We start from the raw sequence: 19,478 nt of genomic DNA, 5'->3' as shown, positions 1-19,478 counted from the left end.
CCATGCCGGGCGATCGCAAGCCAAGCGGACATGCAAAGACGCGGAGGCTCGTCGTGCCGGATTTCACAGCGCTGATCCTGGACGTCGGCGGGGTGCTCATCGAGACGCCGGCCCGCGACGCGCGCAGCGCCTGGGAGCAAGCCCACGGGCTGGAGCAAGGCCGGCTTGACGAGATACTCGTCGAGGCGATCGGCCCCGGCTGGGAAGGCGGACGGACGGAAGCGGAGATCGAAGCGCGGCTATGCGCGGCGTGCGGCGTCGATCCCTCCGGCCTGGCGGACCTGCTCGAGGCGCTGTCCGCCGACGAGCGTATCTGCCCGCACTGGAGACGCGCGCTCGACAAGATCGCGGGGAAACTGCCCCTGGCGCTGCTCACCAATTCCGGCCCGAACACGCGCGCCGGCCTGGTCGCGCGACACGGCCTTGAGCGCTGGTTCTCCGTGATCGTGATTTCGGCGGAGGAAGGCGTGTCGAAGCCCGACCCCGTGATCTACCGGCGCACCTGCGAGCGGCTCGGGCGGCCTCCCTCCGAGTGCCTGTTCGTCGACGACCGGCAATCGAACGTCGCGGGCGCGCAGGCCGTCGGGCTCGGCGCGATCCGCTTCACCTCTTCCGTCGAGACGATCCCGGCCGTGCTAGAGCGCCTCGGCCTCGGCCATCTGCTTTAGGGCCGGTCCCCTGGGGTGAAGCTAGGCCGGCCGCCACGAGGCCGAAGCCGGCGCCGGCGCCTCAGCGGATCGTTTCCTTCTCCCTGGGCGCGGAAACCCGGCGCGTCTTGGCCTGGGCCTTGGGCTTCGGCAGCAGCCTAAAGCGCGTCTGGCACCAGGCGAAGTCCACGCCCACGTCGAGCAGGGCGTCGGAACGCCCGCACGGGCAGGCGAACTCCATGACCGCATAGACCCGGTAGGTCTCTCCGGCCTGCAAGGGCACCGCCCTTCCCGTGACATGGTTTGGGGCGGCGTTGACGCAGAGCACCAGATCGCCAGGGCCGACGGCGTCGCTCATAGCTTCCATCCACTAGCCTTGGGGCGAGGATAACCCCTGACCGGCAGGGGGCAAAGCGCGGCGTCCACTCCTAGCGCCCGCTCGGATCGACCGCTGCCCAGCGCAACGGCGACAGGTCTGCTCGCGGGCGCGACGCCGAAGTCGCGAAGCGACCCTAGTCGGACGTTCGCTTTTGAGCTCCATCCCTAGTCGCGAGCCTCTGGCTCAGGCTGAGGTAGCCCCCAGGAGTTCTGCACCAATGCCCCGGTGCAGAAGAACCAGGGCCACAGAGCGACGAAGGCCCCGATCCCGAGAATGTCGAAATTCGGGAGGCCGAAATGACGCGCCCCGAAAAAGCCGCCTAGCAACAAAGCGCTCAGGCACCAAGATGCGGAAGCCACGAATGCGGCTCGGCGGCGCCCGAGAGTCCGCCCCCTATGTTCGTTCGCGAGACACACGAGCCCCGCAGAACCGCCAAGAACTAACATCGCGAGCGAACCTGACACCATACTCAGCATCACGATCGCCAACGCCGCCAACATGGAAACGGAATAGCCTGCCTTCGAGCTGAAGAACTTTCCGACAGATTTCGGTCGGCGTTCTTCGTCATCTCGTCTCTGCTGGCTAGTCGATGGACCAAATCGCCAAACCCAAAGAACAACGATCATCCCGATGGGGACTACACCGGATATCGTGATGCTCGGTGGAATCTGGGCGCTAAGCCCTGGGATGCCCAAACACGCCAGGAAGATCCATCGAGCTTTGCGCTCGAACTTGGATGACGTAAGGACAGCCCAGATGGTCAAAAGAAGTAGGGAGAGGCTCGCGGCAAGGACGGCCCAGACCGCTACGGCGCCAATTGTGCTGTGAACCACAAGGTGCATTTGTGGATCTTAAGTAGTGCGACGTTGCAAGCGCAACGCCCGCTGACCACCCATCTCTGACGTCCCGGCAGTCCGCTGACGCCCCCTGGCTCCGCCCCCTACCCCGCGCACGCCTCATGCGGCTTGGTCACCCGCTCGGCCTGGGCCGGGAAGCGGGCCAGGAGGGCCGCCGGCCGCGGCGGGCGGGCCGCCAGTTCGCCGCCGCAGTTGGGGCATTTGCCGGCGAACCGCGTCGTCGCGCAGTCGGCGCAGAAGGTGCATTCGAAGCTGCAGATCCGCGCCTGATGGCTCTCGGCCGGCAGGTCCTTGTCGCAGCATTCGCAATTGGGGCGCAGGGCCAGCATCGCCGCCTCCATCGATCGGACGGCCGAGCCTGCCACGCGCGCCGCGCCGCCGAAACGACACAGATCCCTCGTTTTGCGCCGCCCTACTCGCCGAACCCCTCGCCCGGCGTCACCGGCGACAGGCGGAGCAGCCGCGAATCCGCCACCCCGGCCGTGCGGTGCTGCACCAGCTCGCGGTACTCCGGATCGCGCACCATCTCCATGAACGCCGCCGAGCTCGGATATTCGGCGATGAACGCCAGGTCCCAGTCCTCCGACTGCGGCCCGGTCACCATCACCTGCGGCTTGCCGGCCCAGACCTGCTTGCCGCCCACGCGCGCGAAGATGTGGGCGGTGGTGCGGCCATAGGCGCGATAGGCCTCCAGCCCGGTCAGCCCCTTGCCGTGGTCGGGATGGCCCTCGGGGTAGTCGGCCATCGGCTTGACCTTGACGAGGTTCAGCATCTGGATCGGCTGGTCGCGCGGCAGCGCCTTGAACACCTCCCAGGCTTGCCGGTCCGGATCGATGTAGCCGCTTTCGGCCATGGCGCGTCTCCCTGATGTCCGGCGAAACGCTAGCGGCTCGCCCGTCGCCGGTCACCCGGCAAGTCGCCCGGCCACGCGCCTCCCCGGCCACGCGCCTCATTGACCGGGCGGGCGCGACTCAGTAGGTACGCGGCCGTTTGTCCGCTGGCGTCGGGGTTCCCCCGCGCGCGGGGTTCTGCGACCATCCATCGATCACGGAGACGCCTAAATGAGCGAGCTGTTGCCTGGCGTCACGGGCGTTCTGGCCCTGGCCGACGGAACCATCCTGCAGGGCGTCGGCGTCGGCGCGGTCGGCGAGGCCCTCGGCGAGGTCTGCTTCAACACCGCCATGACCGGCTATCAGGAGATCCTGACCGACCCCTCCTACATGGCCCAGATCGTCGCCTTCACCTTCCCGCACGTGGGCAATGTCGGCACCAACGTCGAGGACATCGAGCAGATCTCCGGCTCGGCCGAGACCGCCGCCCGCGGCGCGATCTTCCGCGATGTGCCCACCCCGCCGGCCAACTGGCGCGCCGACACCGACCTGGATAGCTGGATGAAGCGCCGCGGCGTCGTCGGCCTGGCCGGCGTCGACACCCGCGCCCTCACCCGCGCGATCCGCGAGAACGGCATGCCGCACGGCGTCATCGCCCATGATCCGGAGGGCAGGTTCGACCTTCAGGCCCTCGTCGCCCGCGCCCGCGAATGGTCTGGGATTGTCGGGCTGGACCTGGCCAAGGACGCCTCCTGCCTGCAGCCCTTCGTCTACGAGGAGGGCCTGTGGTCCTGGCCGGAGGGCTACGCCAAGCCGGGCCAGACCAGGTACGAGGTCGTCGTCGTCGACTACGGGGTCAAGCGCAACATCCTGCGCGCGCTCACCAGCGTCGGCGCCCGCGTCACCGTGGTGCCGGCCACGACCAGCGCCGAGGACATCCTGGCGCGCAAGCCCGACGGGGTGATGCTCTCCAACGGTCCGGGCGACCCGGCCGCCACCGGCGAGTACGCCGCCCCCGAGATCCGCAAGCTGGTCGACAGCGGCGTGCCGGTGTTCGGCATCTGCCTGGGCCACCAGATGATGGCCCTCGCCCTGGGCGCCAAGACCATCAAGATGGAACAGGGCCACCACGGGGCCAACCATCCGGTGAAGGACCTGACCACCGGCAAGGTCGAGATCGTCTCGATGAACCACGGCTTCACCGTGGACCGCGACAGCCTGCCCGACACCCTGGAGGAGACCCACGTCTCCCTGTTCGACGGCACCAACGCCGGCGTGGCGCTGAAGGGCCGGCCGGTGTTCTCCGTGCAGCACCACCCGGAAGCCTCGCCGGGCCCCACGGATTCGCTCTACCTGTTCCAGCGGTTCGCCGATCTGATGGACGCGGCGAAGGCGTCCTAGGCGTGCGCGCGGGCGGCCTTCGCGCCGCCCGGCCGCCCTTGGCTTACGGCGTGGCGCCCTCGACCGCCGCGCCGTCGATCAGCAGCACGTCGGCCGGCAGGCCGTCCAGCGCGGTGGCCACGTGAAGCTGGCCCTTGGTTTCGGCGGCCATCTGGCCGGGGCCGATCTCCTGCGCCTCGCCGGTCACCAGGTTCGAGACCCGCACCCGGCCGGAGACCACGTAGATGTAGCGCAAGGTCGGCTGCATGTGCTCGGGCAGGCTCTCGCCCGCCGGAATGGTGGTCTTGGCCACCGCCATGCGCACCTTGCCGTTCGTCGGCAGCGCCTCGGCCAGCGGCGCGGCGGCGCGGGCCGGGCCCAGGCTGGTCACCGCCGGCGCCTCGGCGCTCGCCAGGGCCATGGTCGGGGCGGCCATCGCGGCCAGAACGGCAATCGTTAAAATTCTCATAACGGGTCTCCCTCCCAAGCCCCTAGCACGTCCCTTGCCAAGCTGTCCCGTCCCGCGATGCGCGTTTCGGGTCGATTCGCGGCGATGGAGATCGCGCGTGCTCGCCGCGCCCGCGCGGGGTGCGGCGACGGCGGTCTTGCGCCCCCCCGACTCCCACTCTAAAGGGGCGCCTTAACCTGCATTCTGGTCGGTGACGGTCCGCGGCGACACGCGCGGGGCCGCCCTTCGCGCGCGAGAAAAAGAACACCCATGCCGAAACGCACCGACATCAAGTCGATCCTCATCATCGGCGCCGGCCCGATCGTCATCGGCCAGGCCTGCGAGTTCGACTACTCCGGCGTCCAGGCCTGCAAGGCGCTGCGCGCCGAGGGCTACCGCATCGTGCTGGTCAATTCGAACCCGGCCACGATCATGACAGACCCGGACGTGGCCGACGCCACCTATGTCGAGCCGATCACGCCCGACATGGTCGAGAAGATCATCGCCAAGGAGCGGCCCGACGCCCTGCTGCCCACCATGGGCGGCCAGACCGCGCTCAACACCGCCCTGGCGCTGGAGGAGCGCGGCGTCCTGAAAAAGTACGGCGTGGAGATGATCGGGGCCAAGGCCGAGGTCATCGACAAGGCCGAGGACCGCCAGAAGTTCCGCGACGCCATGGACAAGCTCGGCCTGGAGAGCCCGCGCTCCAAGGCCGCCCACTCCATGGACGAGGCGCTGGAGGGCCTGGAGTTCGTCGGCCTGCCGGCGATCATCCGCCCGTCCTTCACCCTGGCCGGCACCGGCGGCGGCATCGCCTACAACGTCGAGGAGTTCCGCGAGATCGTCGAGCGGGGCCTGGACCTGTCGCCGACCACCGAAGTGCTGATCGAGGAGAGCGTGCTCGGCTGGAAGGAGTTCGAGATGGAGGTCGTCCGCGACAAGGCGGACAACTGCATCATCGTCTGCTCCATCGAGAACGTGGACCCGATGGGCGTCCACACCGGCGATTCCATCACCGTGGCCCCGGCGCTCACTCTCACCGACAAGGAATACCAGCGCATGCGCGCGGCCTCGATCGCCGTGCTGCGCGAGATCGGCGTGGAGACCGGCGGCTCCAACGTCCAGTTCGCCCTCAATCCCGCCGACGGCCGCATGGTCGTCATCGAGATGAACCCCAGGGTGTCGCGCTCCTCGGCGCTGGCCTCCAAGGCCACCGGCTTTCCCATCGCCAAGGTCGCCGCGCGCCTGGCCGTGGGCTACACCCTCGACGAGCTGATGAACGACATCACCGGCGCCACGCCGGCCTCGTTCGAGCCCTCCATCGACTACGTCGTCACCAAGATCCCGCGCTTCGCCTTCGAGAAGTATCCGGGCTCGGAGCCCTACCTGACCACCTCCATGAAGTCGGTGGGCGAGGTCATGGCCATCGGCCGCACCTTCGCCGAGAGTCTGCAGAAGGCCCTGCGCGGCCTGGAGACGGGCCTGTCCGGCCTCGACGAGATCGAGATCGAGGGCGCCGCCGACCCTGAGACCTGCAAGGCCGCGGTGATCCGCGCCCTGGGCGTGCCCACGCCCGACCGCCTGCGGGTGATCGCCCAGGCCTTCCGCCACGGCCTCACCGTCGACGAGGTCGCCGCCGCCTGCGCCTACGAACCTTGGTTCCTGCGCCAGATCGAGGCGCTGATCGCCCAGGAGGCCAAGGTCCGCGCCGAGGGCCTTCCGACCACCGCCACCGGCTTCCGCGCGCTCAAGGCCCAGGGCTTCTCCGACGCGCGCCTGGCCGCGCTCACCCACACCACCGAGGCCGAGACCCGCGAGCAGCGCCGCGCCCTCGGCGTGCGCCCGGTGTTCAAGCGCATCGACACCTGCGCCGGCGAGTTCAGGGCCGACACGCCTTACATGTACTCCACCTACGAGACCGGCGCCCTCGGCCAGCGCCCCGACTGCGAGAGCGAGCCCACCGACCTCAGGAAGGCCATCATCCTCGGCGGCGGCCCCAACCGCATCGGCCAGGGCATCGAGTTCGACTACTGCTGCTGCCACGCCGCCTTCGCGCTCGACGACCTGGGCGTGGAGTCGATCATGGTCAACTGCAACCCCGAGACCGTCTCCACCGACTACGACACCTCCGACCGGCTCTACTTCGAGCCGCTCACCGCCGAGGACGTCCTGGAGCTGATCGACCTGGAGCGCAGCAAGGGCGAGCTGCTGGGCGTGATCGTCCAGTTCGGCGGCCAGACCCCGCTCAAGCTCGCCAAGCCGCTGGAGGACGCCGGGATCCCGATCCTGGGCACCAGCCCCGACGCCATCGACCTGGCCGAGGACCGCGAGCGCTTCCAGCAGCTCCTGAAGCGCCTGAACATCGCCCAGCCGGTCAACGCCATCGCCCGCTCGCGCGACGAGGCGTTCAAGGGCGCCCACGAGGTCGGCTATCCGGTGGTGATCCGCCCCTCCTACGTCCTCGGCGGCCGGGCCATGGAGATCGTCCGCGACGACGAACAGCTCGAGCGCTACATCAACACCGCCGTGCAGGTCTCCGGCGACAGCCCGGTGCTGATCGACCAGTACCTGTCGCGCGCCACCGAGGTGGACGTCGACGCCCTGTGCGACGACGCCGGCCAGGTCTTCGTCGCCGGGGTGATGGAGCACATCGAGGAAGCCGGCGTGCACTCCGGCGACAGCGCCTGCTCCCTGCCCCCCTTCTCGCTCAAGCCCGAGACCGTCGCCGAGCTGAAGCGCCAGACCGAGGCCATGGCCCGCGCCCTACAGGTGCGCGGCCTGATGAACGTGCAGTTCGCCATCGAGGAGCCGCACTCGGCCAGCCCGCGCATCTATGTGCTGGAGGTCAATCCTCGGGCCAGCCGCACCGTGCCGTTCGTGGCCAAGGCCATCGGCCGCCCGCTCGCCGCCATCGCCGCCAAGCTGATGACCGGCGAGAAGCTGGCGAGCTTCGACGTCTCCGAGCCCGCCCGCGACCACATCGCCGTCAAGGAGGCGGTGTTCCCCTTCGCCCGCTTCGCCGGCGTCGATACGGTGCTGGGCCCGGAGATGCGCTCCACCGGCGAGGTCATGGGCCTGGACTGGCGGCGCGACGGCGAAAGCCTGGGGCCGGCCTTCGCCCGCGCCTTCGCCAAGAGCCAGCTCGGCGGCGGCGCCACCCTGCCGAAGTCCGGCTGCGCCTTCGTCTCGGTCAAGGATTCCGACAAGCCCTGGATCGTTGAGCCGGTGCGGCTGCTGATCTCCCAGGGCTTCCGCATCCTCGCCACCGGCGGCACCTGCGACTTCCTCAACGCCCAGGGCCTGGCCGTGGAGCGGATCAAGAAGGTGCTGGAGGGCCGCCCGCACATCGTCGACGCCATGAAGAACGGCGAGGTGCAGCTCGTCTTCAACACCACCGAGGGCAAGCAGTCCCTGGCCGACAGCTTCGAGATCCGCCGCACGGCCCTGATGATGAAGACGCCCTACTTCACCACCGCCGCCGGCGCCCTGGCCGCCGCCCAGGCCATCGTCGCCACCGCCGAGGCCCCGCTCGAGGTGCGCCCCCTGCAGAGCTACGCCTGAGGCGCGCGCCGCGGAGCGGGCAGGGCCTGTCAGCCGGCGACCTCGTCCGGGAACGGTCGAAAATCGCCGCCGCCCGCTACGGCCGCGCTCAGCATTGACCGGCGCCCGCAATAGGCGCAGGCTTCGCCTATCGCTTGTCATTGCACAGGCGCTCGGGCGTCTTCCGGCGGCCCGCGTACAGTACGAGACCGTCCGGTCGGCGCACCATAGGCGCCTGTCGCAGTCTGGCGAGGGGACGAGAGCCCCCAAAAACAGAATGCGAGGAGGACGTCATGCGGCTCAATTTGAAGCCCACTGCCCACCATGCGAATGGTGAGCACCATCACGAAAACCATCACCGCATCGAGCGCTTCGAAGGCGCCGCCGACATGCTGGTGGTGGGGCTGATCATCCTGTTCGGCGTCGCGATGGTGATCGGGCTGATCACCGCCAGCGGCAACGTCACCTGGTAGGCCTTTCAGGCGCCGGCTGAGTCCGGCGCCGCCCGCCATGCGCCGCTGCGCGGTCGCGCTGGCCTGACGCCGGCGCGATGCGGATCGCCGTATTGCATCCGCCGGGGCCGCCTCGGGCGGCGCGGGCATGGGCCTGAATGCTGGAGCTTGAGCGCTGGTTGCGCGTGGGGCCATGCGTGTCCCGGGCGCGCGCGCTTTCGTGCGACGGCGGCCCGTCGCCCCCGGATCATGACGAAACTCGCCCGCCTGCAGGCGGGACTGGCGCTCGCCCGTCGCCTGCGCTAGGCCTCTTCGCTCAACTGATCAACGATCACGAACGATGGGGAGAGGCATGACGGGACGGGTTCAAGGCAAGGTGGCCGTGGTGACCGGCGGCGCGAGCGGCATCGGCCGCGCCTGCGCCGAACGGCTGGCCGAGGAAGGCGCGATCGTGGTCGTCACCGACGTCCAGGACGCCAAGGGCGCCGAGACCGTGGCGGCGATCGAAAAGGCCGGCGGCAAGGCGAGCTACATCCACCACGACGTCACCTCCGAGGCGGCCTGGGTCGACGTGGCCGGCCAGGTCGAGAAGGGCCACGGCCGGCTCGACATCCTGGTCAACAACGCCGGCATCGGCCTGGGCGGCTCGATCCTGGAGATGACCCTGGCCGACTTCCAGCGCCAGACGGCGGTCAACGTCGACGGCGTGTTCCTGGGCGTGAAGCACTGCATCCCCTTGATGCGCAAGAGCGGCGACGGCGGCAGCGTGATCAACATGTCCTCGGTGGCGGGCCTGAAGGGCGCGGCCAACCTCGCCGGCTACTGCGCCACCAAGGGCGCGGTGCGCCTGTTCACCAAGGCCGTGGCCATGGAATGCGCCAACGCCAAGGACGGCGTGCGGGTGAACTCGGTCCACCCCGGCATCATCGAGACCCCCATCTGGGACACCATCGTCGGCACCGGCGAGCCCGGCTCCAACACCGCCGCGCCGCGCGGGGCCACGCTCGACGCCATGGCCGAAATGGCCGTGCCGCTGGGCATGAAGGGCTGGCCCCAGGACATCGCCAACGGCGTCCTGTGGCTGGCCAGCGAGGAGTCCCGCTACGTCACCGGCGCCGAGCTGGTGATCGACGGGGGCCTGTCGGTCCGCTAAGCGGTCCCCATGACCGCCACCCTGCACATCGTCTTCGGCCCCTCCGGGGCCGGCAAGTCCACCTACGCCAAGGGCCTGGCCCGCAGCGAGCCCGCCGTCCACTTCGCCATCGACGACTGGATGGCGCGGCTCTTCGCGCCGGACATGCCCGAGCCGCTGGAATTCGACTGGATGATGCAGCGGATCGAGCGCTGCGAGGCCCAGATCTGGTCGACCGCGGCGGCGATCCTGGCGGCCGGGACCTCGGTGGTGCTCGACCTTGGCCTGATGCGCCGGGTCGACCGCGCCCGCGTGGCCGAGATCGCCGAGGCCTGCGAGCTGCCCTACCGCTTCCACTACGTGACCGCCCCCGAGGACGTGCGGCGCGCCCGCGTCGAGGCGCGCAGCGTGGTCCAGGGCGAGGGCTTCAGCCTGGCCGTCACCCCGGAGATGTTCGACTTCGTCGAGGGCGTCTTCGAGGCGCCGGACGCGGCCGAACTCGCCGCCTGCGTGGTCTCCGAGAGCGCCTGAGCGCGCCGCCCGCGCAACCTTACAAATTTGCGAGGTTGGCGCCCGAGCCGCGCCAGCTCGCGCGGCCAATCCTTGCCTGGTCGCCGGACACCCGGCGGCCGGTCGAGGGTTCGAATAAAGATGCGCCAGCTTCTTGCCGCCACCGTCCCTGTCGTCTCCTTCGCGGCAGTCTCCTCCGTCGCGCTGGAGGTTGCGGCAACGCCCGCCCAGCCCAGCACGGGCGCCGCCGGGGCCGGACAAGGCAAGCTGCTGACCGCTCGGAAGATCCACCCCAAGACCAAGAAGGCCTTCTCGACCGCCTGCGAGACGGCCTGATTTGGGAAGGCGGCGGACGACCAGCTCTCCCTTTCCCCCGAAGGGGTCGCCCGCCGCCTTTTCGTCCTCATTTCCTGCCACGACGTCGGGGGAAGACGGTCGAAAGGAGCGGACCGTGGGCGCCAAGATTCTCGTCGTCGAGGACGATGCGGACACTGCTGAATACCTGCTGAGCGGCTTGCGCCAGGAAGGCCATTCCGTCGAGCACGTGGCCGACGGCCGCGACGCGCTCTATCTGGCCAGCGCCGCCGCCTTCGACGCCATCATCATGGACCGCATGATCCCCGGCCTCGACGGCCTGTCGGTGCTCAAGGCGCTGAGGGCGGCCAACGTCGACACCCCGCTCCTGATCCTGTCCGCGCTCGGCCAGCTCGACGAGCGGGTTAAGGGCCTGCGCGCCGGCGGCGACGACTACCTGGCCAAGCCCTTCGCCTTCTCCGAACTGGCCGCGCGGCTGGACAACATCCTGCGCCGTCCCGGCCGGCGCGACGTGGTCACCGCCCTGCGCTGCGGCGACCTGGAGATGGACCTTCTGGAGCGGCGCGTCACCCGCGGCGGCCAGCGGCTCGACCTCTTGCCGCGCGAGTTCAAGCTCCTGGAATACCTCTTGAAACACCGAGACCGCGTGGTCACCCGCACCATGCTGCTCGAACAGCTCTGGGACTATCGCTTCGATCCTCACACCAGCCTGATCGACACCCATGTGAGCCGCCTGCGCAAGAAGATCGACGACGGCTTCGTCAAGCCTCTGCTGCACACGGTGCGCGGATCGGGCTACCGCCTGTCGGAGACGCCGTGACCGAACGGGGCATGCGCCTGAAGCCCTGGATGTGGCCGGCGACGATGATCCTCGTGGCCATCGCCGCCATCGCCGCGAGCCTGGTGCTGATCGACCGCTGGGGCGAGGCCGCCATCGCCCGCCAGCAGGCCGCGATCGCCGCGGCCGCGCGCGACTACTTCACCGCCTTCGCCCGCGAGGAGGGCATGGCGCCCCTGATCGCCACCCTGAACCGGCGCGAGCGCGTCGGCGGCGGCGACGGCTTCCGCTACGCCCTGCTCGACGCCCAGAACCACCTGCTGGCCGGCGCCGACGTGGTCGGCTCCCTCGACACCCCCGACGCCGGCTGGCGCACGGTGGCCGAGCCCGGCGCGCCGGGGCGGCTCTGGCGCGTGCTCGCCCAGCCGATGGCCGGCGGCCGCACCCTGATCGTGGCCGAGAACCTCGGCGCCCGCGACGCCCTGCGCGGCGCGATCCTGCGCGGCTCGATGATCGCTCTGACGCTCACGGCCCTGGGCGCCGCCGCCGCCGGTGCGGCGCTGCACGCCCTGCTCCTGGCCCGCACCCGCGGCATCGCCCACACCGCCGAGCGCATCGCCCAGGGCGACCTGTCGGCCCGCGCCCCCGAGCGCCCCGGCGGCGACGTGTTCGACGACCTCGCCGGCTCGGTGAACACCATGCTCACCCGCATCGAGGAGCTGATGACCGGCATGCGCACGGTCACCGACAGCCTGGCCCACGACCTGCGCTCGCCCCTCACCCGGCTGAAGGGCGCGCTCGCCCGCGCCGAGGCGCCGGAGACCTCAGGCTCCGAACGCGCCCAGGCCATCGACCAGGCCCACCAGGAGGTCGACGGCGCGCTCTCCACCCTCTCGGCGCTGCTGGACATCGCCCGCGCCGAGACCGGCCTGTCGCGCGACATGCTGCAGCGGGTCGACGTGGGCCTGCTGGCGCTGGAGATGGGCGAGCTCTTCGCCCCGGTCCTGGAGGACGCCGGCCAGACCCTGGCGCTCGACGTGCCGGACGCGCCGATCATCGCCTGCCTGCACGAGACCCTCCTGCGCCAGGCCATCGGCAACCTCCTGCACAACGCCGCGATCCACGCCGGCGCCGGCGCCGTCGTCACCCTGAGCGTCGCCGAGACCGAGCGCGACGGCGTGCGGATCGTCGTCGCCGACAACGGTCCGGGGGTTCCCGCCGACCAGCTCGGCCGCGTCCAGGAACGGTTCGTCCGGCTCGAGGCGGCCCGCACCCGGCCCGGTTCCGGCCTGGGGTTGGCGCTCGTCGCGGCTTGCGCCAAACTGCACCGTGGCCGCCTCACCCTGGAGGACAACGGGCCCGGACTGCGCACGGTGCTGGAGGCCCCGGCCAGGGCGTAACCTTGGCCGCCTCTTGAGTTTCGCAGCGCACAACCCTATCCTCGCACCCCCCGGACGCCAACGCCCGCGGCCGGACAAGGAACTTCTGAAGGGCGATACCCGAGTCATCACCTACCATGGAAAAAGTGCCGATGACCGTCGGGGGCTACCAAGCCCTCGACGAAGAATTGAAGCGTTTGAAGACTCTGGAACGGCCGGCGGTGATCGCCGCGATCGCCGAAGCGCGTTCGCACGGCGATCTGTCTGAAAACGCCGAGTATCACGCCGCCAAGGAGCGCCAGGGCTGGATCGAAGGCCAGATCGCCGAGATCGAGGACAAGATGGCGCGCGCCCAGGTCATCGACGTATCCAAGCTCTCGGGCACGCAGGTCAAATTCGGCGCCACCGTCTCTGTCGTGGACGAGGACACCGAGGAAGAAGCCCGCTACCAGATCGTCGGCGAACACGAAGCCGACGTGAAATCGGGCCGCATCTCCATCGCCTCGCCGATCGCGCGCGCCATGATCGGCAAGGAGACCGGCGACGTCGTCGAGGTGAACACGCCCGGCGGCACCAAGGCCTACGAAATCCTCAAGGTGGAGTGGCTCTGACGACGCCGCTCGCGATCGCTCGCAAATGACCGACGGAGAGCCCCTCGTCCTGTGGGCCGTCTCCGACGGCCGCGCGGGCATCGAGGCGCAGGTGCTGGGCCTGGCCGAGGCGATCGGTCGCCGCCGGCCGGCCCGGACCGTCGTCAAGCACGTCGCCTGGAAGGGATCGTGGGGCCGCCTGCCCTGGTGGCTCAATCCCGCCCCCCGCGCCACGCTCGATCCGTCGAGCGCGATCGCGCCGCCGTGGCCGGACATCTGGCTGGCCGCCGGCCGAGCCACCCTGCCGCTGTCCCTGCGCGTCCGCCGCTGGTCCCGCGGCCGCACCTTCGTGGTCCAGACCCAGGATCCGCGCACGCCGCTTCAGCCCTACGACCTGGTGATCCCGCCCGAGCACGACCAGCTCTCGGGCGAGAACGTCTTTCCCATCGTCGGCGCGCCCAACCGGCTGACGCCCGAGCGCATGGCGGACGACCTCGCCCGCTTCCACGACCGGATCGATCCCCTGCCCCGCCCGCGCCTGGCCGTGCTGATCGGCGGCAAGTCCAAGGCCTTCGACCTCAGTCCCGTGCGGGCCGCGACGCTCGCCCGCCAGATCGAGGACGCCGTGCGCCCCGAGGGCGGCTCGATCATGCTCACCTATTCGCGCCGCACGCCGGAGGACGCCAAGGCGATCCTCACCGCGCGCCTGCGCGACCTGCCCGGCGTGATCTGGGACTTCGAGGGCGAGAACCCCTACTTCGCCTTCCTCGGCGCGGCCGACGGCGTCCTCGTCACCGAGGAGTCCACCAACCTGGCGGTCGACGCGGCGGCCACCGGCAAGCCGGTCTTCATCCTCGAGCTCGACGGCGAGAGCGCCAAGTTCGCCCGCTTCCACGCCGACCTGGAACGCCGCGGGATCGCCCGTCCGTTCGACGGCGCCCTGCACGGCTGGACCTATCCGCCGCTCGCCGAGGCCGACCGCGCCGCCGAGGAGATCCTGCGCCGCTACGACCTGAAGACGGCGTCCGCGCCGTGAACGGCCCGGCCATCCTCTTCATCTGCGACGCCGGCCCCGAGATCGGCGGCGGCCATGTGATGCGCAGCCTCACCCTTGCCGGGGCGCTGGCCGAACGGGGCGCGGCGCCGGCCTTCCTCGCCCCGCCCGCCGTGGCCCGCGTGCTGGACGCCTTCGGCCCCGACGTCGCCCGCGTCCCGGCCGCCTCCACCGCCCCCGCAGACCTGATCGCCGCCGCCCGGCGCGCGCAGGCCGACGCCTTCGTCTTCGACCACTACGGGCTGGACGCGGCCGCCCACCGGGCGATCGCGGCGGGCCGGCCCGTCCTGGTCATCGACGACCTCGCCGACCGCCCCCTCGCCGCCGATCTGGTGCTGGACTCCGGCCCCGCGCGGCGGGCGCAGGACTATGAGGGCCTGCTGCCGCCCGGCGCCCAGGTGCTGGCCGGCCCGGCCTTCGCCCCGGTCCGCGCGGAGTTCGCCGCCCTGCGCCAAGAGGCCCTGGCCCGCCGGGGCGGGCCGCCCCGCCGCGTCCTGGTCTCGCTCGGCCTCACCGACGTCGGCGCGATCACCCGCGCGGTCGTCGAACCGCTCCTGCCTCTGCTGGACGACGCCATGCGCGTGGACGTCGTGCTGGGCTCGGGCGCCCCCAGCCTGCCGGCGCTCGCCGCACTGGCCGAGGGCGACCGCCGCGTCGAGCTTCATGTCGACGCCCGGGACATGGCGCGCCTCACCCTCCAGGCCGACCTCGCCGTCGGCGCCGCCGGCTCGACCACCTGGGAGCGCTGCGTCCTCGCCCTGCCCTCGCTGCTGGTGATCCTGGCCGACAACCAGCGCGCCGCCGCCCGCGCCATGGACCAGGCCCGCGCCGCCCTGGTGGTGGACGCCGGCTCGCCCGCCTTCGCGGACGACCTCGCCAAAGGCTTCGCCCGCCTCCTCGCCGAGCCCGCCCTGCGCGCTGAGCTGGGCGAAAACAGTGCACGGGTCTGCGACGGCCTGGGCGCCGTGCGCACGGCCGAGGCGTTCCTGTCCCGCCTGCCAGGGTGCGACACCCCGTCCGATCAACCTTAACGGAAGATTCGGAACATCGTCCCGAATGTAGGGACACGGCGGGAAGAGGGTCTTTGGGGCCCTCGGGCGACCGGCGACATGTGGGCGAAGAATCCGCCCACGGCCGAAGGGGGGCCATCGCCGAATTCGTCAGCCGGGGGGCTGGTGGCAGATGACTAGGATAAGCATCGTCGGCGGTGGTCTGGGCGGCGTTCTGGCCGCGTTCGAGGCGCACCGCCTGGGTTGCCGCGACATCGAGCTTCACGAGCGGTCGGGCCGCTTGGGCGGCGAGGCCCTGCCCAAGGTCGACCATGGGGTCGAGCTGCGCGACGTCGACGTCCGCCTCGGCGCGCGGGGCGATCCGATCCACGACCTCCTGGCCTGGTACGGCCTGGCCTTCGACGAGGTCGAGGCCCATGGCGGCTCGGTGAGCCCGTCGGCCAGCGGCGGCGCGCTGTTCATCGAGGACTTCGACGGCCCGGCGCTGCCCTGCCGCGGCCTGGCCCTGGCCGAGCCGGCGGGTGAAACCCTGGCCGACCGCATCCGCGCCTATCCGGCCGAGATGCAGCCGGCGCTCGCCCGCTACGCCCAGTGGCGCCTGGGCGACTGGATCGACGAGGCCGACGCCGAGGCCGCCGGGGCCATGGGCATGGCCCAGGTCTATCCCATCGGCGCCGACGTCTCCACGCTGCGCGAGTTGCGCCGCGCCGACCGCCTCTATCACGACCTCTACGCCCTGCCCGGCGCCCGCGACGGACGCGGCCCGGCGGCGGCGGCCGTCCCGCGCGACGGCTTCGCGGCCATGTTCGAAGCCTGCCGGCGCCGGCTGGAGGCCCTGGACGTGGTGATCCACGACACCTCCCTGGTCTCGCCGCATCAGGCGTTCGAGACCTGCGCCGAGGACGACATGGTGGTCTGGACGGCCGATCCCACTCCGCTCTACCGCGCCGCGGGCCTGGAGGCGCCCAAGCCGGCGCGGCGGCCCTGCGCGGTCTATGTCTTCAAGGCCGCGTTCGGCCGGCCCGCGCCCTTCCACATCAACAACTTCACCGCCTCCGGCGCGGTCGCCCGCATCTTCGTCTACGAGAGCCGCGGCCAGACCCTGCTGGCCGCCGAGTGCGTCGCCGAGACGCCGGACGCCGAGCTTCGCCGCGAGATCCAGCGCCTGACCGCCGGCTTCGGCGGCGAGGCCCTGGCGCTGGGCGAACAGGTGCACGCCACGGTCCGCTCCGGCGCCCTGCCCTCGGTCGAGGGCGCGCGCCAGCTCGCCGAACTGCGTCGCGTACTCGGCCAGCGCACCGGCGGCGCCTTCGTGCTGGCGCCGTGCGACCTGGCCCGGCGCCCAAGCGCCTTCGCCGCCCTCGGCCGCGCCATGGCCGCCGCGTTCGAGCCCTCGCTGGCGCCCGCCGCCCTGCGCGCCTGAGCCGCGGGGGCCCGATGATCCTCGGGATTCTCCAGGCGCGGATGTCCTCCACCCGCCTGCCGGGCAAGGTGCTTCAGCCCGTGCTGGGCCAGCCGATGATCGCCCGCCAGGTCGAGCGCCTGCGCCGCAGCCGCCGCATCGACCGTCTCGTCGTCGCCACCAGCGACCAGCCGGACGACGACGGCCTGGCCGAGGTCTGCGAGGGCCTGGGGCTCGGGGTGTTCCGCGGCTCCCTCGACGACGTGCTGGACCGTTTCCACGGCGCGCTCTCAGCCTTCGGCCCGGCGGACACCGTCGTGCGCATGACCGCCGACTGCCCGCTCACCGACTGGGCCTTGATCGACCGGGTGATCGACGCCCACCTTGAGGGCGGCGGCGACTACGCCTCCAACACCCCGCCAGAGCGCACCTTCCCCCATGGCCTGGACGTGGAGGTGATGCGCGCCGAGGCCCTCGAGACCGCCTGGCGCGAGGCCAAGGATCCCTACGAGCGCGAGCACGTCACGCCGTTCATCTACCGCCATCCCGAGCGCTTCGCCCTGGCCTATGTCAGCGACGCCCCGTCCCTCGCCCACCTGCGCTGGACGGTGGACTTGCCCGCCGATCTGGCGTTCGTTCGCTACGTGTACGAGACGCTCTATCCGGCCAATCCGGCCTTCACCTCGGCCGACATCGTCGCCCTGCCGCGCAACAGCGCCGAGATCCCGGCATGAGCGCCGTCGCCTTGCGCCCGGTCGTCGCGGCCGACAGCGCGCGTCTCCTGGAATGGCGCAACCTGCCCGAGGTGGCGCGCTGGATGTACACCGACCACGTGATCAGCCCGGCCGAACACGACCGCTGGTTCGCCTCGGCCCTGGCCGATCCCGCCCGCAAGTACTGGATCATCGAGCTGGACGGCGAGCCGGTGGGCCTGGCCAACCTCGCCGACATCTCCCCGGCCAACCGCAAGTGCTCGTGGGCCTACTACCTCGCCTCGCCGGCCGTGCGCGGCAAGGGCGTCGGCGCCTTCGTCGAATTCTGGGTGATCGAGCACGTCTTCGGCGAGATGGGCCTCGACAAGCTCTGCTGCGAAGTCCTCGTCGAGAACGAGGCGGTCTGGAAGATCCACCAGTCCTTCGGCTTCCAGCGCGAAGCCCTCTATCGCCACCACGTCTGGAAGGCCGGCCACCCCCTCGACGTCGTCGGCCTCGGCCTCCTGGCCGAAGACTGGGCCAAGGTCCGCGAGGAAAGCGCCGAACGCCTCCGCGCCAAGGGCTACGCGGTCAGCTAGACGCCCCCTCCCGACACCCCCTGCGAAACGATACGGACGCCCGCTGCAAGATGCTCCCCCTCTGGGGGAGCTGTCGCGAAGCGACCGAGGGGGACTTACGACTCCACGCCCCCGCGGTCGCCGCCGAAACCTCCAAAGTCCCCCTCCGTCTCGGCGCTCGCGCGCCGATCCACCTCCCCCAAGAGGGGAGGATCTTCCCACCACTCGCCGCCTGACCCTCAAAGATGCTCCCCCTCTGGGGGAGCTGTCGCGGAGCGACTGAGGGGGACTTACGACTCCACGCCCGTCCAGGCGAAGCCGCCTACCCCACCATGTCCCAGGCGAGCGGCTCGCCGCGCTTCAGGTCGCGCTTGGCCGGGCGGCCGAGCACGGCCTCCAGGTCGGCCGGCGGCAGGCCGTTTCCCGGCCGGATCGAGCGCACGTTGGCGCGGCTGAGCATCTCCCCCGCCTTCACGTCGGCCGACACATAGAGCGAGCGCCGGAACTGGATGTTGCCCCGCTCGGCGCCCAGGACGTCGTAGTGCGCCATTCCCAGCGCCCGCCAGGCGTTCTTGCAGTCGGCCACCAGCGCCTTGAACTCGTCCGGCTCCAGGCTGAAGGCCGCGTCCGGCCCGCCGTCCGACCGGGCCAGGGTGAAGTGCTTTTCGATCACGCAGGCGCCCATGGCGATCGCCGCCACCGAGGCCGCCGAGCCCGGCGTGTGGTCCGAAAGCCCGATCGGGCAGTCGAAGCGCTGCGCCATGTCGGCGACGGTGCGCACGTTGGCGTCCTCAAAGGTCGCCGGATAGCTGGAGACGCAGTGCAGCAGCACCGTCCCGCTCGCCCCGCCATGCATCGCCGCGTCCTGGGCGGCTTCCATCTCGGCCAGGTTGGCCATGCCGGTGGAGATGATCAGCGGCTTGCCCTGGGCCGCCGCGTAGCGGATCAGCGGAATGTCCACCGCCTCGAAGCTGGCGATCTTGTAGGCCGGCGCCCCCAGGCTCGCGAGCAGGTCCACCGCCGTCTCGTCGAACGGGCTGGAGAACAGGATCACGCCGCGCGCCTTCGCCCGCTCGAACAGCGCCGGGTGCCAGTCGTAGGGCGTCTGGGCTTCCTGGTAGAGCTCATGGAGGCTGCGCCCATCCCACAGCCCCCCGTGGATGCGGAACTCCGGCCGGTCCACGTCCATGGTGATGGTGTCGGCGGTGTAGGTCTGGATCTTGATGGCGTCGCAGCCGGTGTCGGCCGCCGCGTCGATCATCGTCAGCGCCCGCTCCAGGCTGCCGTTGTGGTTGCCCGACAGCTCGCAGATCACGAACGGCTCATGGGCCGGCCCCACCTTGCGGCCGGCGATCTCGATCTCGGGCGGTTTCGTCATGGGCGGGACTCGAAAGCTTCGCGGCGCAGTCTACCGTCGCGCGTCCACGGATTGGTAAACGCCATCCACCCGCCCCGCGCTCCCAAAGATGCTCCCCCTCTGGGGGAGCTGTCGCGAAGCGACTGAG

The 19,478-nt window shown here is 70.8% G+C and carries 20 protein-coding genes; 15 read left to right on the top strand and 5 right to left on the bottom strand.

Features of this window, described 5'->3' with window-relative positions; all coding sequences use genetic code 11:
• Nucleotides 1-2 precede the first annotated feature (2 nt).
• Entirely contained in the window at nt 3-668 is a 666-nt protein-coding gene (locus ACE3TA_RS06910) for an HAD family hydrolase (RefSeq protein WP_374571893.1), read from the top strand.
• A gap of 61 nt (nt 669-729) precedes the next feature.
• Here the strand turns inward: ACE3TA_RS06910 and ACE3TA_RS06905 are convergent, their stop codons facing one another.
• The 3 genes from ACE3TA_RS06905 to ACE3TA_RS06895 all read right to left on the bottom strand — a co-directional run bounded on the left by ACE3TA_RS06905 (nt 730) and on the right by ACE3TA_RS06895 (nt 2,736).
• On the bottom strand, nt 730-1,005 hold the full coding sequence (locus tag ACE3TA_RS06905; protein ID WP_374571891.1) for a hypothetical protein: 276 nt from the start codon (nt 1,003-1,005) through the stop codon (nt 730-732).
• A gap of 961 nt (nt 1,006-1,966) precedes the next feature.
• Nucleotides 1,967-2,212 carry a DUF1272 domain-containing protein gene (locus ACE3TA_RS06900; protein ID WP_374571889.1) on the bottom strand — a complete coding sequence of 82 codons (246 nt, stop codon included), beginning with the start codon at nt 2,210-2,212 and terminating at the stop codon, nt 1,967-1,969.
• 83 nt (nt 2,213-2,295) lie between these two features.
• On the bottom strand, nt 2,296-2,736 hold the full coding sequence (locus tag ACE3TA_RS06895; protein WP_374571887.1) for a DUF1330 domain-containing protein: 441 nt from the start codon (nt 2,734-2,736) through the stop codon (nt 2,296-2,298).
• Between the two features lie 208 nt (nt 2,737-2,944).
• On the opposite strand from ACE3TA_RS06895, the gene carA reads away from it, so the two are divergent.
• Nucleotides 2,945-4,114, top strand: coding sequence for a glutamine-hydrolyzing carbamoyl-phosphate synthase small subunit (gene carA, locus ACE3TA_RS06890; protein WP_374571885.1), 1,170 nt, complete (start codon nt 2,945-2,947; stop codon nt 4,112-4,114).
• A 43-nt stretch (nt 4,115-4,157) separates the two neighbouring features.
• On the opposite strand, the gene ACE3TA_RS06885 is transcribed toward carA, so the two are convergent.
• Nucleotides 4,158-4,562 carry a cupin domain-containing protein gene (locus ACE3TA_RS06885; RefSeq protein WP_374571883.1) on the bottom strand — a complete coding sequence of 135 codons (405 nt, stop codon included), beginning with the start codon at nt 4,560-4,562 and terminating at the stop codon, nt 4,158-4,160.
• Nucleotides 4,563-4,811: 249 nt separating this feature from the next.
• On the opposite strand from ACE3TA_RS06885, the gene carB reads away from it, so the two are divergent.
• From carB to pseH, 13 genes are all read left to right on the top strand, one after another.
• Entirely contained in the window at nt 4,812-8,102 is a 3,291-nt protein-coding gene (carB, locus tag ACE3TA_RS06880) for a carbamoyl-phosphate synthase large subunit (RefSeq protein WP_374571881.1), read from the top strand.
• 272 nt (nt 8,103-8,374) lie between these two features.
• The gene (locus ACE3TA_RS06875) at nt 8,375-8,554 is read left to right on the top strand and encodes a hypothetical protein (protein ID WP_374571879.1); all 180 of its coding nucleotides are present in this window, start codon (nt 8,375-8,377) and stop codon (nt 8,552-8,554) included.
• A gap of 331 nt (nt 8,555-8,885) precedes the next feature.
• Entirely contained in the window at nt 8,886-9,686 is an 801-nt protein-coding gene (locus ACE3TA_RS06870; protein ID WP_374571877.1) for an SDR family NAD(P)-dependent oxidoreductase, read from the top strand.
• A gap of 9 nt (nt 9,687-9,695) precedes the next feature.
• The gene (locus tag ACE3TA_RS06865) at nt 9,696-10,196 is read left to right on the top strand and encodes an AAA family ATPase (RefSeq protein WP_374571875.1); all 501 of its coding nucleotides are present in this window, start codon (nt 9,696-9,698) and stop codon (nt 10,194-10,196) included.
• A 120-nt stretch (nt 10,197-10,316) separates the two neighbouring features.
• On the top strand, nt 10,317-10,511 hold the full coding sequence (locus ACE3TA_RS06860) for a hypothetical protein (RefSeq protein WP_374571873.1): 195 nt from the start codon (nt 10,317-10,319) through the stop codon (nt 10,509-10,511).
• Nucleotides 10,512-10,626: 115 nt separating this feature from the next.
• Entirely contained in the window at nt 10,627-11,310 is a 684-nt protein-coding gene (locus tag ACE3TA_RS06855) for a response regulator transcription factor (protein ID WP_374571871.1), read from the top strand.
• Entirely contained in the window at nt 11,307-12,668 is a 1,362-nt protein-coding gene (locus ACE3TA_RS06850; RefSeq protein WP_374571869.1) for a sensor histidine kinase, read from the top strand. Before ACE3TA_RS06855 ends, ACE3TA_RS06850 begins: the two co-directional genes overlap by 4 nt.
• Before the next feature lie 116 nt (nt 12,669-12,784).
• Nucleotides 12,785-13,258, top strand: a complete 474-nt coding sequence (gene greA / locus ACE3TA_RS06845; protein ID WP_374571867.1) for a transcription elongation factor GreA — start codon at nt 12,785-12,787, stop codon at nt 13,256-13,258.
• Nucleotides 13,259-13,283: 25 nt separating this feature from the next.
• Nucleotides 13,284-14,273, top strand: a complete 990-nt coding sequence (locus ACE3TA_RS06840; protein ID WP_374571865.1) for a mitochondrial fission ELM1 family protein — start codon at nt 13,284-13,286, stop codon at nt 14,271-14,273.
• Nucleotides 14,270-15,322: a UDP-2,4-diacetamido-2,4,6-trideoxy-beta-L-altropyranose hydrolase gene (gene pseG, locus ACE3TA_RS06835; protein WP_374571863.1), complete on the top strand. Its 1,053-nt coding sequence runs from the start codon at nt 14,270-14,272 to the stop codon at nt 15,320-15,322. Before ACE3TA_RS06840 ends, pseG begins: the two co-directional genes overlap by 4 nt.
• A 151-nt stretch (nt 15,323-15,473) precedes the next feature.
• Nucleotides 15,474-16,724 (top strand): NAD(P)-binding protein, encoded by a 1,251-nt coding sequence (locus ACE3TA_RS06830; RefSeq protein WP_374571861.1) that lies wholly within the window; start codon nt 15,474-15,476, stop codon nt 16,722-16,724.
• A gap of 14 nt (nt 16,725-16,738) precedes the next feature.
• The gene (locus tag ACE3TA_RS06825; protein ID WP_374571859.1) at nt 16,739-17,437 is read left to right on the top strand and encodes a cytidylyltransferase domain-containing protein; all 699 of its coding nucleotides are present in this window, start codon (nt 16,739-16,741) and stop codon (nt 17,435-17,437) included.
• The gene (gene pseH, locus ACE3TA_RS06820; RefSeq protein WP_374571857.1) at nt 17,434-17,994 is read left to right on the top strand and encodes a UDP-4-amino-4,6-dideoxy-N-acetyl-beta-L-altrosamine N-acetyltransferase; all 561 of its coding nucleotides are present in this window, start codon (nt 17,434-17,436) and stop codon (nt 17,992-17,994) included. The genes ACE3TA_RS06825 and pseH overlap by 4 nt, the downstream gene beginning before the upstream one ends.
• 301 nt (nt 17,995-18,295) lie before the next feature.
• Here pseH and pseI read toward each other — a convergent pair whose 3' ends face one another.
• A complete protein-coding gene (gene pseI / locus ACE3TA_RS06815; protein ID WP_374571855.1) occupies nt 18,296-19,351 on the bottom strand; it encodes a pseudaminic acid synthase in 1,056 nt (351 codons plus the stop codon).
• Nucleotides 19,352-19,478 lie beyond the last annotated feature (127 nt).

The sequence above is a fragment of the Phenylobacterium sp. genome (assembly GCF_041916435.1).
Lineage (GTDB): Bacteria > Pseudomonadota > Alphaproteobacteria > Caulobacterales > Caulobacteraceae > Phenylobacterium.
This window is presented reverse-complemented; position numbering and strand designations above follow the sequence as displayed.